Origin of the sequence: Devosia honganensis, from assembly GCF_042648785.1 — a bacterium.
GTDB lineage: Bacteria > Pseudomonadota > Alphaproteobacteria > Rhizobiales > Devosiaceae > Devosia > Devosia honganensis.
The window spans coordinates 45,174-58,452 of the sequence record NZ_JBHRYD010000015.1; the positions used below are offsets into that span (position 1 = coordinate 45,174).

Genomic DNA, 13,279 nt, shown 5'->3' on the forward strand with positions numbered 1-13,279 from the left:
TGCCGGCGTTTTCCGCCGGCGCTTACTTGCCGGTGATCTGGATGGCCTCGAAGGCACCGACGGGCGGAAGCGCGTACCAGACATAGCCATCCCCATCAGCCGGGCCTTCCGGCTCGATGACGCTGCCCGAAACCAGCGCGTTGGCGGCGCCTTCCACCGCACGCACGCCCAGGCGCAGATCGTGCAGGGCCGGCGCATCCTCGTAGAGATTGTTCCGCTGGCCCCCATAGTTGACCAGGTGAACGAGAACCTTGCCGGTAGCGGGCTGGCTCTGCACGGTGACCTCGAGCGAGCCGCGCCCCACCACTTTCGCCGGCGCCGGCGCGATATGGCGCGCCACCAGATCGACGAGGAAAGTGCGGGTGTGGGGCAGGCTGTCGCGGTAATAGAGCGCCTCGGCGTGCCAGGGCACATAGATGGCCTTGCCCTTGCCGTGAGCGCCGATGATGGCGCCGGGCATCTCGCTCTCGAAATCCGGAAAGCACAGTTCGGGCGGCCCGAAACGCTGCGGCGGCAGCAGGGTGAGAACCGTTTCGGCACCTGCTGTCGGCTCGGCCACATAATAGGTATGGTCGAGCATGAGCAGCTTGACGTCGTCGCCAATGGGCAGTTCCCCCGGCGCGACCCGGAAATAGGCCCCCTTCATGTCGCGGCGCGGCATGGGGCGGTCGGCAATCGGCAGGCTGCGCAGGGCCGGCTTCTCGCGCATCACGCCCTTCTGGTCGTAAAGGGAGGTTTCACCGGTCGCCAGCAGCACACCGCCGGCCTCGACCCAGGCGTCGATCACCCTGGCTTCCGCATCCGACATGCAGGTGACATTGGGCAGCACGAGAGCGTCGTATTGCGCCAGCGCCTTGTCGCCACCCTCGCCAGTGATGATCTCGTCGACCACGAGGTCGAAGGGAATGCGCGCTTCCGCAAGCGCGCGATAGGCCCCCCGGAAGGAAGCCTCGGCCAGGTGGCCGCTGGCGGTACGTTTGGCATAGCCCCCGGCACCATGGCCGACCGATACGGCATGCGAGTGATAGAGCGCGACCTTGGAGGCCGGCTTGAGGCCGGTATAGTGCGCCTCATTGGCCTTGTGCCAATGGAAGAGCTTCGAGGTATCGGCAAAGGCCGATTTGTCGTCCTGATCCATCACCCCCAGCAGATAGAAATCGAGCGTCGCGCCGCTGGCGAGTTGCTGGGCGGCGCGCACCAACTGGTAGGCCCCGGTTTCGGAGACGAAGCGCCAGGCGAAATCGATGAAATTGGCGGAGGTGGAGGAGACCGTCTTGCCCTGCCCATAGGCCTGCCCCCAACGGGCCTGCTCGCCGGCCTGATAGGGCCATTCGGGCTGTGGCCGATCCACCGCGCGCTGCGTTTCCATGCGGATGAGGTCGCTGTCGCCGCGATGGCCGGTCATGGCTACCCTGGGGGCCACCTGCTTGATGTGCTTATAGACCTTCGAGCGCAGCTCGAGCGAGGTGCGGTCCTTGAACTCGAGGTAATCGGCATAGGAGGGATCGGAAAAATCCTCCTTGAGCGGAAGCGGCTTGCCATACATGTCGTGGAAACGACGACGGCAATTATCGCAGGCGCAGGTGCCGAAATAGTGCCCGGAATAGGTGAAATTGGTGTAGCCGAACATGTTGAAGAACACGCCGTCCACATCGTATTTCCCCAGCGACTCGGAGATGATCTGCAGCGAATAGTCCTGATACCAGCCGCCGTTCACGCAAGCCTGATAGGTGCCGTTATATTCCAGCGCCTCGCCCCTTGCATTGTGGACGAACCATTCCGGATGCGCTTCGTAGCCGAGACGCGTCGCCTTGGACATGTCGTAGCGGCCCACCAGCGCCACTCCTTCCGAATGCGCCGCCTCGATGGCGTCGCCCAGGGCGTCCCCCTTCATATGCGGGTTGATGGCGTGCAGTTCGAGTTCGGTGGGGTAAAAGGCGTAGATGCCCCCGATATTGTAGAGCAGCACATCGGCGCCGAACGCCTTGACCTCGCGGGCAAGCGCCTTCTGGTCGTAAAGCGCATCGAGCTGGCGCAGATTGGTCTGCACCATGCGGTAGGGCCGCTTCCACCAGTCCTTGGTATCCGTCGCAGCCGCAGAGCGCGATTCCTGTTCATGCAGCATTGGCAGTAACTCCCTTGAGATCCAGTTTTTCCGAATGGTGACAGGCGACCATCGCGGCGCCGACCGGACGCATTTCCGGCTCCTCGGAGCGGCAACGATCGGTCGCGAAAGGACAGCGCGGATGGAAGGCGCAGCCGGTGGGACGATTGGCCGGATCGGCGACCTCGCCCTTAAGGCGCGTGGCGGCACCGGTCCTTGCGCGGCGCGGGTCCGGCCGCGGCACGGCGGCCAGCAGCGCCGCCGTATAGGGATGGCGCGGCCGCGCAAACAGCGCTTCGGTGTCGCTGAGCTCGACCACCCGGCCGGCATACATCACCGCGACGCGGTCGGAGATATATTCGACGACGCTGAGATCATGGCTGATGAACACATAGGTCAGCGCAAACTCCTCCTGCAGGTCCTGCATGAGGTTGAGCGTCTGAGCCTGGATGGAAACGTCGAGCGCGGACACGCATTCATCCGCCACGACCAGCCGGGGGTGGACAGCCAGCGCGCGGGCAATGCCGATGCGCTGGCGTTCGCCGCCCGAAAAGGCATAGGGGAAGCGATTCATGTATTCCGGGCGGAGACCGACCTTGCGCAGCATGGCGGCGACGCGGCTCTCCACTTCCCTCTCATCGCTGACGCCGAAATTGCGCAGGGATTCCCCGATGATGTCGATGACCCGGCGGCGCGCATTGAGCGAGGCGAAAGGATCCTGGAAGATCATGCGGATGTCGGACCGGTAGGGCCGCAGTTCCGTCTCGCCCAGATGGGCGATGTCGGTGCCCTGCCCGTTTGCGCCGAAATATTCGATGCTCCCATGGGTCGGCTCGAGCACGCGCACCAATGCTTGGCCGAACGTGGTCTTGCCGCAGCCGCTTTCGCCCACGATGCTCAGCGTCTCGCCGGCCCTGATATCGAGGCTGATGCCATCGACGGCGCGGACCTGGCCGACCGTACGCTTGAGAATGCCGCGCTTGATGGGGAAATGGACCTTGACATCCCTGACCCGCATCAGCGGCTCGGCCCCGATATCGGCGAGATGGGCGCTCACGTGATCACCTCGGCGCTGGAATTGACGATGGACGGATCGCGCATATGGCAGGCCACGAAATGGGCGGGCTCCAATTCCAGCGTCGCCGGATCGACACGGTCGCAAAGGCCGGCCCGCGCCTCGGCGCATCGCGTGTGGAACGGGCATCCCACCGGGCGATCGAGCGGATGGGGCACCATCCCCTCGATGGCATGAAGCCGCTGGCCGCGGGCGCGGCGCGCACCCAGCTTGGGGATCGAGGCGAGCAATGCCAGCGTGTAGGGATGCTGCGGATTGTAGAATATGTCGTCGACCGATCCACGCTCGACCACGCGGCCGAGATAGACCACCGCCACCTCATCGGCGATCTCGGCGACAACGCCCAGATCGTGGGTGATGAACACCACGCCCATCCCCAGCTCCTTCTGGAGGCCGGCGATAAGATCGAGAATATTGGCCTGGGTGGTCACGTCGAGCGCGGTCGTGGGCTCGTCGGCGATCAGCAGCGCCGGCTCGCAGGCCAGGGCCATGGCAATCATCACGCGCTGGCGCATGCCGCCGCTCAGCTCGAACGGGTAATTGTCCATCCGCTGACGCGGATTGGGGATGCCCACCTTGTCGAGAGCGCCGATGGCGCGCTCGATTGCGGCCTTCTTCCCGATCTTGTGGTGCAGCAATATCTTTTCGACAAGCTGATTGCCCACGCTGTGGATGGGGGAGAGCGAGTTCATCGGCTCCTGGAAGATCATGGCGATGTCGCGGCCGCGAATGGCGCGGATCGGCTTGCCCTTGGGATCGAGCCCGGCAATGTCGACGCTTGGCTGGCCGGGCCGGGTAAACAGGATTTTCCCCTCGGTCACCCGGCCCGGCGCCGACACGATCTGCAGGATCGAGCGGGCCAGCATGGACTTGCCCGAGCCGCTTTCGCCCACGATGCACAGCGTCTTGCTCGAATGGGCGTCGACATCGACGCCATCGACAGCGCGGATCAGCCCTTCGCGCAGCGGAAACTGCACTTTGAGACCACGGATCGAGAGCAAGGGATTGTCGGTCATAGGTAGGGGTCCGCTGCGTCGCGCAGGCCGTCGCCCAGGAAGTTGAGGGCGAGAATGGTGACGATGACGAGGGCGCCGGGAGCCAGCAGCCAGGGCGCTTCCGCCAGCGAGCGGATGTTCTGCGCTTCCTGTAGCAGAACGCCCCAGCTCACGGCCGGGGGCCGCAACCCGATGCCGAGGAAGGAGAGCGAGGTTTCGGCGATGATCATCGCCGGGATGGCCAGCGTCACCGAGGCGATGATGTGGGAGATGAAGCCCGGCACGAGATGACGGAGGATGATGGTCATCTGGCTGGTGCCGTCGAGCCGCGCCGCGACCACGAAAGGTTCGTTGCGCCAGGACATGAACCGTCCACGCACTTCGCGGGCCAGCGACGTCCACCCGATCAGCGAGATGATCATGGTGATGATCAGATAAACCGCTATGGGCGACCAGGTGACGGGAATGGCGGCGGCCAGCCCCATCCACAGCGGGATGGTGGGCACCGACATGATGAACTCGATGACGCGCTGGATGAAATTGTCGATACCGCCGCCGAAATAGCCCGAAATGCCACCCAGGATCACCCCGAGCACCAGGCTGATCGCCACGCCGATCAGGCCGATCGAGGTGGAGATGCGGGTGCCGTAAACCACGCGGCTGAGAACGTCGCGGCCAAGCCGGTCCGAGCCCAGAAGATAGAAAGGCTGGCTGGGATCGACCGGCCCGATCAGGTGGATATTGGCGGGGATCAGGTTGAAGAGCTTGTAGGCCTCGCCCTGGACGAAGAAACCCACCGGAATACGCACGTCCTCATCGGGGACGAAGACGCGCCTGAAGGTGTTCGGATCGCGCTCGGAGGTAAAGCCGGTGACATGGAGCCCGAAATGGGTCTGCCCGGCCTCATCGGTGTACCAAAGTTTCAGCGGCTGAGGCGCCAGCATGGTATAGGCGGAATCGTAATAATCGGGGCTTCTGGGCGCCACGAACTCGCAAAACATGCCGACGAGATAGATCAGTCCGATCACCACCAGGCTGATGACGGCCAGCTTATGCTCGGTGAACTTCATCCAGATCAACTGGCGCTGCGTCGCCATGCCGACGGGCGCAGCCACGGCATCCGGCACGATCCGGCTCCCTTCGGCCGCCGTCGTCATGGCGCATTCAGACGGCGCGAAAAGCGCACCAAAGCTGACCAAGCACACGGCTTCACTGATCACCCCTCCCTCGTTGCCGGCGTTTTGTAGCGCCATTTGTTTTGCAACAATTTAGCCAAACAATGAGCACGGAGAGGGTGAGACGTCAAGCCGGTTTCGTATCAGATATCAACAGGATTCTTGCACTTGCGGAGATACTTTCCGCATAACCCTTTGTATATAAAAGATTTTTAAGAATGACATATAATAACAAAGTACGAAGAAGAGTGCCTAGTTTGCCATCTCAATGCAAAACACATTGACACCGCAGCCAGAACCAACATAACAAAACAAACAAACAAAACCCGCGTTTGGAAGGAACGTACCATTGTACGGATCATGTCTCGCGTAACCATTCAAAGCATCGCCGACCATCTCGGCATCTCGAAATTCGCAGTTTCGCGGGCCCTCACCGGCAAGTCCGGCGTCAGCGAGACGACAAGGCTGCTCGTGCAAAATGCCGCGGACGAGCTGGGCTATCAGAATCGGCGCCGGACACCGGTGGTCGGCAAGACCGTGGAGGTGATCTTCAAGGATCGCACCGTGGCGAGCCGTGAACTCTGGATCGACGTGCAGAGCGGAGTGGACAGCGAAGCCGTCAGCAATGGCTACAACATGGCCGTGCGCTGGACCGACAACCCCAATATCCTCAAGCGCCTCGAGGCCAATACGGCCGGCTTCGTGCTGATCGGACCGCAGAGCCCCGAAATGTTCGAGGCCATCGGCAACAGCCCGTTACCGGCCGTGGTGGTGAACCATATCGTCCCCCCGCTGCTGCGGATCGACCAGATCAGCGCCACCGACATCGAGGCCGGCGTCTATGTGGCCCGCTATCTGGCCGATCTGGGCCACCGGCGCGTAGTCTACGCGCATGGGCGCATGGGCTACCCAGGCCGGTTCGCCCGCCTGCGCGGTTTTTCCGAAGCCATCGACGCCATCGAAGACATGGTGCTGCGCGAAGTGTCCTTCGCCGACGACCAGGCGGCGAGCGACCTCAGGGACGCCCTGCTCGCCATGGTCCGCGACAATTTCGAACCCACCGCCTTCTTCTGCGGCAGCGATGGAGTCGCCGTGACCGTGGTGTCCGAACTCATGCGCATGGGCCTGCGCGTGCCCGAGGACGTTTCGGTGATCGGTCATGCCGATTACGGCATCGCCACCCAGATTTCTCCGCAATTGACCACCGTGCGGATGCCGCACCGCGAAATGGGGGTCGCCGCCGTCCGCATCCTGCTGGGCCGGGCGGCGATGAGCCCGGAATTCGAGGGATTGCCGCCACAGCGGGTCAGCCTCGTGCCACGGCTGGTCGAACGCCAGTCGTCCGGCCCGGCCTCGACGCGATCCTGGCGGAGCCGGCTGCGCGGCCTGGCGAGCTTTTCCCCGAACGGGGTCCGATAATGGCGCAGCTTCCGGTCGCAGCGGCCGGGACGACGAGCATGACCAAACTTGCCGGCGAGCCGGCGGAACGACAAGGGAGATCGAGATGATCGGATTCATCGGCCTGGGCGTCATGGGACGCCCGATGGCCCAGCACCTCATTGCGAGCGGCCAGAAGGTCTATCTCAACAGGGTTAAGCCGGTCAGCCAGTTCCTTGTCGACCAGGGTGGCGTTTCCGCTGACAGCGCCAGGGCCGTCGCCGCCAATGCCGACATCGTCATCCTCATGCTGCCCGACACGCCCGATGTCGAGCACGTGCTGTTCGGCAGCAACGGCGTGGCCGAAGGCCTCTCGCCCGGCAAGCTGGTGATCGACATGAGCTCGATATCGCCGGTCGCGACCAAGCAGTTCGCAGAGCGGCTCCGGGCCGAAGGCGTGGGATATCTCGACGCACCCGTATCGGGCGGAGAAGTGGGCGCGCGCAACGCCGCGCTCACCATCATGGCCGGCGGCAGCGAAGAAGATTTCGCCCGCGCCCTGCCCCTGCTCGAAAAGATGGGCAAGGCGATCACCCATGTCGGCGCCAATGGCGACGGGCAGACGGCCAAGGTCGCCAACCAGATCATCGTCGGCCTCACCATCGGCGCCGTGGCCGAGGCGCTGACCTTCGCCCGCGAGGCCGGCGCCGATCTGGCCAAGATACGCGAGGCCCTGATGGGAGGCTTCGCCTCCTCCCGCATCCTCGAGGTGCATGGGCAGCGAATGATCGACGAGACGTTCGATCCGGGCTTCCGCATCCGGCTGCATCGCAAGGATCTTTCGCTGGCCGCCGACGCCGCCAAGGCGATGGATCTGGCGCTGCCGGCAACCGCCCTCATCCAGCAATTGATGAGTGCCGCGGTCGGCATCGGCCTTGGGGATAAGGACCACTCCGCCCTGATCGAGGCCATCGCCCACCTTTCCCGCGCGCCGGACTAGCGTATACAAGCCAGGAAGAGCATTCGGAGCTTCCATGGCGCGCGTCACCGTTCAGTCCATTGCCGATCAACTGGGAATATCGAAATTCGCGGTGTCGCGGGCGCTGAACGGGCATTCCGGGGTGAGCGAGGCGACGCGCGCCGCCGTCGTCGAGCTCGCCGAGCGGCTCGGCTACACGCCCCCTGCCCGCTCGGTCACCCGCCGGACCGTGGAAATCCTCTACCACGACCCCAACGTCATGCATCGGGAATTGTGGACCAAGGTTCAGGCGGGGGCACAGATCGAGGGGGCCCGGCGCAATGTCGACACGGCGGTGCGCTGCCTCGACGACCCCAGGGCGATCGCCCAGTTCGCCCGCAATTGCGACGCCTTCATGCTGCTGGGGCCGCACGACGACGCCATTCTCGCCGCCATCCGCGATTCCGGCAGGCCCTGCGTGCGCATCGGCGGCCCTCTGCCGCCGCTCGATGCCATGGACAAGGTGTCGGGCGCCGATGAGGAAGGCGCCGCGGCCGTGGCGCTTCATCTTCTCGCTCTTGGGCATCGCAAATTCGTCTTTGTGCACGGCAAGGCCGGCTTTCCCGGCCGCACCGTACGGCTCGAGAGCTTCGCGGCGCAGATCAACGAAGTGGCGGACACGGAGCTGCGCGAAATATTGCTTTCGGAAGACAACGCGCCGGGAGAGTTCGAACAGGCGCATACGAACCTGCGCCGCCAGGGTTTCCATCCGACCGCCTATTTCTGCGGCAACGACTATGTGGCCGTCACGGTTCTCACCGAACTCATGCGCATGGGCCAGCGCGTGCCCGAGGACGCCTCGGTCGTCGGCTATGCCGATTACGTGGTGGCCCAGCACACCTCCCCCGCTCTCACCACGGTCAAGGTGCCTCACCACCAGATGGGGGCGGTCGGCATGAACCTGCTTTTGGCGCGCCTCGGCTCGAGCGGGCCGATGCACGCGCTCTCCCCCCAGCGGATCGGCCTGGCGCCCGAGCTGGTGGTGCGCGGCACGACGGCCAGCGCGCCCCGGGCCTGAGCCGACCGGCGGCTCATTCGATCCGGCGTCCGTCCTCCTCGAGGAACAGGTGCCCCTTGCCCGGGGCGAAGCCGATGCGCAGGGTCTGGCCGGGGCGGACATCGAGGCGGTCCTTGAACACGCCGGTCATCTCGTTGCCGGCTACGTCGAGCACGACATGGGTTTCCGCGCCGGTCGGCTCGACCAGCACCACAAGCGCCTCGTGGCCGCCTTCGGCGACGAGCTGGAGATGTTCGGGGCGGATGCCGTAGACCAGCTTGCGGCCGTGCCCCCCGGCGGGAAGGCCGCCCGCCTGCAGCAGCGTGCCGTCGGCCAGCCGCAGGCCGTCGGCTTCGGCGGTGCCGTGGACGAAATTCATCGCCGGGGAACCCAGGAAGCCGGCGACGAACATGTTGGCGGGCCGGTCGTACAGATCCAGCGGCGAGCCGAACTGCTCCACCCGCCCCGCATTCATCACCACGATCTTGTCGGCCATGGTCATCGCCTCGATCTGATCGTGGGTGACGTAAACGATGGTCGATCCCAGCCGCTGGTGCAGCGCCTTGATCTCGGCGCGCATCTGCACCCGCAGCTTGGCATCGAGATTGGACAGGGGCTCATCGAACAGGAACACGTCCGGATCGCGCACGATGGCGCGGCCCATGGCGACGCGCTGGCGCTGGCCGCCGGAAAGCTGCGAGGGCTTGCGGCCCAGGAGCGGCGTGAGGCTGAGGATTTCCGCCGCCTCCTCGACCTTGCGGCGGATCTCCGGCTTCTTCACGCCGGCGATCTCCAGCGAAAACGCCAGGTTCTGCGCCACGGTCATCTGCGGATAGAGGGCGTAGTTCTGGAACACCATGGCGATGTTCCGGTCCTTGGGCGAAAGCGCGTTGACCACCCGCCCGCCGATCTCGACGCGGCCCTGGGAAATATCCTCGAGGCCGGCGATCATCCTGAGCAGGGTGGACTTGCCGCATCCGGACGGGCCCACGAGAATGACGAATTCACCATCGGCGATGTCGATATCGACGCCGTGGATGACCTGTTGCGCGCCATAGCTCTTGCGCACGCTCTGTATCGAAACTGGAGCCATGATCCGGCCTCCTACTGTGCCCGGCGGGCGCGGACGCGCACGGCCTGATAGGGTTTGCCCGGCAGCCTGATGCCGAAGGCCGCGTCGGGCCGGTTCGAGACCGTGGCCCCGCCGGTCACCCTTTGCGGATGCACCTTGGGCAACTCGGCTTTCTCGAGCGGCGTGACCGTCATGTTCCAGACGTCGATGAGGTCGATCTCCCAATCGCCATCGGTCTCCGGCAGGCCTTCGGCAAATTCGGCCGGCTGATGCTCGGAAAAATAGATGATGCGGACATCCCCGTCGCCCACCCCCGAAATGCGCAGGTGAAAACTGTCGCTGAGCGCGCGGAGCGGCTCGAAGCCATTGGTCACGCCATCCTCGAAAATCCGGCGGGCGAAGGCGATGCGCGCCGGGGCCTCGCCCCGCAGAACGCCGCCCTTGGACCACCAGAGCTCGTCCTCCGGGTGCATATAGGTTTCGCCATGGCCGATATAGCCGCCCCGGCAAAGCGTCTGCCAATAGCGGTCCACCAGCGTATGCGCGTCGATATTGCCCCAGAGCTTGGGGATATCGCCCTCATATTCGGGCTCGTCGTTGACCACCGGCTTGCCATAGGCGTTGCGCCAGTCCTGGGTCTTCTTCACGTCCCAGTTCTGGATGCACACATGAGTGACCCAGGGCTGGCGGTGGTCGTAGTTTTTCTCCACGTCGCCATTGTGGATCGACCGCAGATGCCGGAGCGGGTCGCCTTCCTCGATGATGTGGAAGAACCTGTCCCAGCGGCTCAGCGGCTTGGTGTCGAGCAGGAAGTCGTATTCGTTGGCCAGCGACCACCAGACATTGCGATAGGCCGAAAGCCGGGCGACGACATAGCGCAGATAGCGGAAATCCTGCTCCTCCGACATGGTGCAATAGCCCCAGCGGTCATAGGGGTGGAAGAGGATGATGTCGGCCTCGATGCCCATGTCGCCGAGGCGCGCGACCTGCCGGTCGAAGTGCCGGAAACATTCGAAATTGGGCCGGTCCATGTCGTGGCTGCCAGCGGCGTCGCGCTCGAACACGTCGTGCAGCGGCTCATTGGTATTGTAGATATAATCCTTGGGAAAGATGCCCATGCGGATCTTGTTGAAGGGACCCGCGGCCAGCGTTTCGAGGGTCTGTTCCTGCAGCGCCGGCTCCTGGTGCGTCCAGGCGTAGCAGGTGGTGCCGAAGGGCAGATAGGGCGTGCCATCCGCATAGGCGAAATGGAACTGGTTGCGGACCCGGACCGGGCCGCGCACCCCTTCCCGCGCCGGCGTGGCGGTGAAGCCGCCTTCGAGGCCGTCGAGCTCGGGGGCGCTGGAATGGATGCGGAAGCGCCATTCCCCCTCCGTGTCCGGGCAGAAGCGGACGCGATAAATCCCCTCGCCATCGTAAAAGCCCCAGACCCGCACGAGGCGGTTATTGAGCGAAAAGGTCGCCTCCACCGTCACGTCCAGATAGGGATTGCCGGCGGCGGGACCGGAGGCGGAAACTTCGAAGACGTCCCAGACCGCGACGGTGGTGCTGGAAAACTGCATGTCTGACAACTGACTTACCCTTTCACCGCGCCCGACGTGAGCCCGCTCACGAAGTACCGCTGAAAAATCATGTAAACGAGGATGGCGGGGAACACCGTCATGACGATGGCCGCGTTGAGCTGGGCATAGTCCCGCGAGAACTGGCCCTGGAAGGACATCAGCCCGAGCGGCAGCGTCCACATTTTCTGGTCCTGCAGCAGCACGAGGGCCATGGCGAATTCGTTCCAGGTCGACACGAAATCGAGGATCAGCAGCGCCGCCAGCACCGGCAGGGAAATCGGCAGGAAAATCCGCCTGAACACGGTGAAGTGCGAGGCCCCGTCGATCAGGGCCGCCTCGGAAAGCTCCTTGGGCACCGCCTTGAAGAAGCCGTGCAGGATGAAGACCTGATAGGGCACCCCGAACGCCAGATAGGGCAGGATCACCCCCGGATAGGTGTTGATGAGGCCCATGCCGTTCACCAGCGTGAAGATCGGCGCCAGCATCACCTGGAACGGGATCATCGCGCCGAACAGCACGAAGACCAGCAGGAACTTGCCGATCCGGCCCAGATCGATCCGCGCCAGCGCATAGGCGGCCATGGCCGAGAGCAGCAGCCCCAGCGGCACCTTGACCAGCGTGATGATGAAGCTGTTGCGGAAGGTGGTCGAGAAATTCCCGCGCTCCCAGGCGCCGGCGAAATTCTGGAACTGCAATTCCTCCGGCGGCGCGAAGGCCGAGGTGGACATGATCTCGGGATTGGTCTTGAGCGAGGTAAAGGCGATGAAGACGAAGGGGGCCACCCAGATCACCGCCACCGCGACCAGCACGATCCACAGCACGATCAGCAGCGGGTCGCGGCGCCGGATGGGCGCGTCCTCGAGCGCGATTTGCGAAGTTGCGACAGTCATCGCGAAGTCTCCTCTCGCCGTTGCGACCACCGCAGATACGGAATGACGATCACCAGCGTAACCAGCAGCAGGATGACCGAGATGGCCGAGCCCCTGCCGAAATTGAAGATCTGCATGGATTGCACGAACGCCCACAGCGCCAGCATCTGGGTGGACTGGGCCGGACCGCCGCCGGTCATGCCGTAGACGATGTCGAAGGCCTTGAGCGAGGAGATGGTGGAGAGCACCAGCACGATGGTGATGGTGGTCATCAGCGCCGGCAGGGTCACGTGCACGAAGACCTGCCACCGATTGCACCCGTCGATGCGCGCGGCCTCGACCAGCGAGCGGTCGACATTCTGCAATCCGGCCAGGAACAGCACCATGGAAAAGCCCACATGCTGCCAGGTATAGGCGACGAACATCGAATAGAGCGCGACATTGCGGTCGCCCAGCCAGTCCTGGATGAGCCCGGTCAGGCCCCAGGAGGTCAGCACCTGGTTGAAGAGGCCGAAAAAGGGATCGTACATCCAGCGCCACATCGTGGCCACCGCGATGGGGGCGATGATGACGGGCAGGTAATAGATGGCCCGCAGCGGCACCCGGCCGAACAGCTTCTCATTGAGCCCCAGCGCCAGCAGCAGGCCCATGACGGGCGGGAAAATGACCGACAGAACCGTCCAGATCACCGTATTGCGGAAGGCGATCCAGAACACCGGGTCCTCGGTGAAGATGCGCCGGTAATTATCGAGGCCGACCCAGGCGCGGTCGGGCGTCAGCCCGTTCCAGCTCTGGAAGCTCAGCGTGATCACTTCGATGATCGGCCATATCGCGAATATCGCATAGACCGCGATAGCCGGGCCCATCAGCACGACGGCCTGGGTCTTGGGCGAACTGAACGGTTTGGTTGGTGTCATGTTCCAGGTCCGGTGGAAACGGGGTCCGCGACGCACGAAATCGCCGCGGACCCTCTATGCTCGCATTGCCGCGAGAGCGGGCGGAGGATTGTGCGATCCCGCCCACCTCGCTGCCCGC

General features: G+C 64.1%; 11 protein-coding genes. 3 read left to right on the forward strand and 8 right to left on the reverse strand.

Annotated features, from left to right (window positions below):
• Nucleotides 1–22 precede the first annotated feature (22 nt).
• The 4 genes from ACFOOL_RS15225 to ACFOOL_RS15240 are packed head-to-tail and all read right to left on the reverse strand — an operon-like array spanning nucleotide 23 to nucleotide 5,331.
• Entirely contained in the window at nucleotides 23–2,125 is a 2,103-nt protein-coding gene (locus ACFOOL_RS15225; RefSeq protein ID WP_380098160.1) for an alpha-amylase family protein, read from the reverse strand.
• Nucleotides 2,115–3,122 carry an ABC transporter ATP-binding protein gene (locus tag ACFOOL_RS15230; RefSeq protein WP_380098307.1) on the reverse strand — a complete coding sequence of 336 codons (1,008 nt, stop codon included), beginning with the start codon at nucleotides 3,120–3,122 and terminating at the stop codon, nucleotides 2,115–2,117. Before ACFOOL_RS15230 ends, ACFOOL_RS15225 begins: the two co-directional genes overlap by 11 nt.
• A gap of 35 nt (nucleotides 3,123–3,157) precedes the next feature.
• Nucleotides 3,158–4,195 carry an ABC transporter ATP-binding protein gene (locus ACFOOL_RS15235; protein WP_380098161.1) on the reverse strand — a complete coding sequence of 346 codons (1,038 nt, stop codon included), beginning with the start codon at nucleotides 4,193–4,195 and terminating at the stop codon, nucleotides 3,158–3,160.
• Nucleotides 4,192–5,331, reverse strand: coding sequence for an ABC transporter permease (locus tag ACFOOL_RS15240; protein WP_380098162.1), 1,140 nt, complete (start codon nucleotides 5,329–5,331; stop codon nucleotides 4,192–4,194). The genes ACFOOL_RS15235 and ACFOOL_RS15240 overlap by 4 nt, the downstream gene beginning before the upstream one ends.
• 378 nt (nucleotides 5,332–5,709) lie before the next feature.
• On the opposite strand from ACFOOL_RS15240, the gene ACFOOL_RS15245 reads away from it, so the two are divergent.
• The 3 genes from ACFOOL_RS15245 to ACFOOL_RS15255 all read left to right on the forward strand — a co-directional run bounded on the left by ACFOOL_RS15245 (nucleotide 5,710) and on the right by ACFOOL_RS15255 (nucleotide 8,762).
• Nucleotides 5,710–6,768 (forward strand): LacI family DNA-binding transcriptional regulator, encoded by a 1,059-nt coding sequence (locus ACFOOL_RS15245; RefSeq protein WP_380098163.1) that lies wholly within the window; start codon nucleotides 5,710–5,712, stop codon nucleotides 6,766–6,768.
• Between the two features lie 79 nt (nucleotides 6,769–6,847).
• Nucleotides 6,848–7,726: a 2-hydroxy-3-oxopropionate reductase gene (locus ACFOOL_RS15250; protein ID WP_380098308.1), complete on the forward strand. Its 879-nt coding sequence runs from the start codon at nucleotides 6,848–6,850 to the stop codon at nucleotides 7,724–7,726.
• Nucleotides 7,727–7,760: 34 nt separating this feature from the next.
• Complete coding sequence (locus ACFOOL_RS15255; RefSeq protein WP_380098164.1) at nucleotides 7,761–8,762, forward strand: LacI family DNA-binding transcriptional regulator; 1,002 nt, start codon at nucleotides 7,761–7,763, stop codon at nucleotides 8,760–8,762.
• 13 nt (nucleotides 8,763–8,775) lie between these two features.
• On the opposite strand, the gene ACFOOL_RS15260 is transcribed toward ACFOOL_RS15255, so the two are convergent.
• The 4 genes from ACFOOL_RS15260 to ACFOOL_RS15275 are packed head-to-tail and all read right to left on the reverse strand — an operon-like array spanning nucleotide 8,776 to nucleotide 13,161.
• The gene (locus ACFOOL_RS15260; protein WP_380098165.1) at nucleotides 8,776–9,834 is read right to left on the reverse strand and encodes an ABC transporter ATP-binding protein; all 1,059 of its coding nucleotides are present in this window, start codon (nucleotides 9,832–9,834) and stop codon (nucleotides 8,776–8,778) included.
• Nucleotides 9,835–9,845: 11 nt separating this feature from the next.
• Nucleotides 9,846–11,375 (reverse strand): DUF5060 domain-containing protein, encoded by a 1,530-nt coding sequence (locus ACFOOL_RS15265; RefSeq protein ID WP_380098309.1) that lies wholly within the window; start codon nucleotides 11,373–11,375, stop codon nucleotides 9,846–9,848.
• A gap of 14 nt (nucleotides 11,376–11,389) precedes the next feature.
• Nucleotides 11,390–12,265, reverse strand: coding sequence for a carbohydrate ABC transporter permease (locus ACFOOL_RS15270; RefSeq protein ID WP_380098166.1), 876 nt, complete (start codon nucleotides 12,263–12,265; stop codon nucleotides 11,390–11,392).
• Nucleotides 12,262–13,161 carry a carbohydrate ABC transporter permease gene (locus tag ACFOOL_RS15275; protein ID WP_380098167.1) on the reverse strand — a complete coding sequence of 300 codons (900 nt, stop codon included), beginning with the start codon at nucleotides 13,159–13,161 and terminating at the stop codon, nucleotides 12,262–12,264. The genes ACFOOL_RS15270 and ACFOOL_RS15275 overlap by 4 nt, the downstream gene beginning before the upstream one ends.
• Between the last annotated feature and the right edge of the window lie 118 nt (nucleotides 13,162–13,279).

Excerpts from the sequence above, each read along its gene's own strand:
- ACFOOL_RS15225 (WP_380098160.1), bottom strand. The coding sequence starts at position 2,125 with ATGCTGCATGAACAGGAATCGCGCTCTGCGGCTGCGACGGATACCAAG.
- ACFOOL_RS15230 (WP_380098307.1), bottom strand. The coding sequence starts at position 3,122 with ATGCGGGTCAGGGATGTCAAGGTCCATTTCCCCATCAAGCGCGGCATT.
- ACFOOL_RS15235 (WP_380098161.1), bottom strand. The coding sequence starts at position 4,195 with ATGACCGACAATCCCTTGCTCTCGATCCGTGGTCTCAAAGTGCAGTTT.
- ACFOOL_RS15240 (WP_380098162.1), bottom strand. The coding sequence starts at position 5,331 with ATGACGACGGCGGCCGAAGGGAGCCGGATCGTGCCGGATGCCGTGGCT.
- ACFOOL_RS15245 (WP_380098163.1), top strand. The coding sequence starts at position 5,710 with ATGTCTCGCGTAACCATTCAAAGCATCGCCGACCATCTCGGCATCTCG.
- ACFOOL_RS15255 (WP_380098164.1), top strand. The coding sequence starts at position 7,761 with ATGGCGCGCGTCACCGTTCAGTCCATTGCCGATCAACTGGGAATATCG.
- ACFOOL_RS15260 (WP_380098165.1), bottom strand. The coding sequence starts at position 9,834 with ATGGCTCCAGTTTCGATACAGAGCGTGCGCAAGAGCTATGGCGCGCAA.
- ACFOOL_RS15265 (WP_380098309.1), bottom strand. The coding sequence starts at position 11,375 with ATGCAGTTTTCCAGCACCACCGTCGCGGTCTGGGACGTCTTCGAAGTT.
- ACFOOL_RS15270 (WP_380098166.1), bottom strand. The coding sequence starts at position 12,265 with ATGACTGTCGCAACTTCGCAAATCGCGCTCGAGGACGCGCCCATCCGG.
- ACFOOL_RS15275 (WP_380098167.1), bottom strand. The coding sequence starts at position 13,161 with ATGACACCAACCAAACCGTTCAGTTCGCCCAAGACCCAGGCCGTCGTG.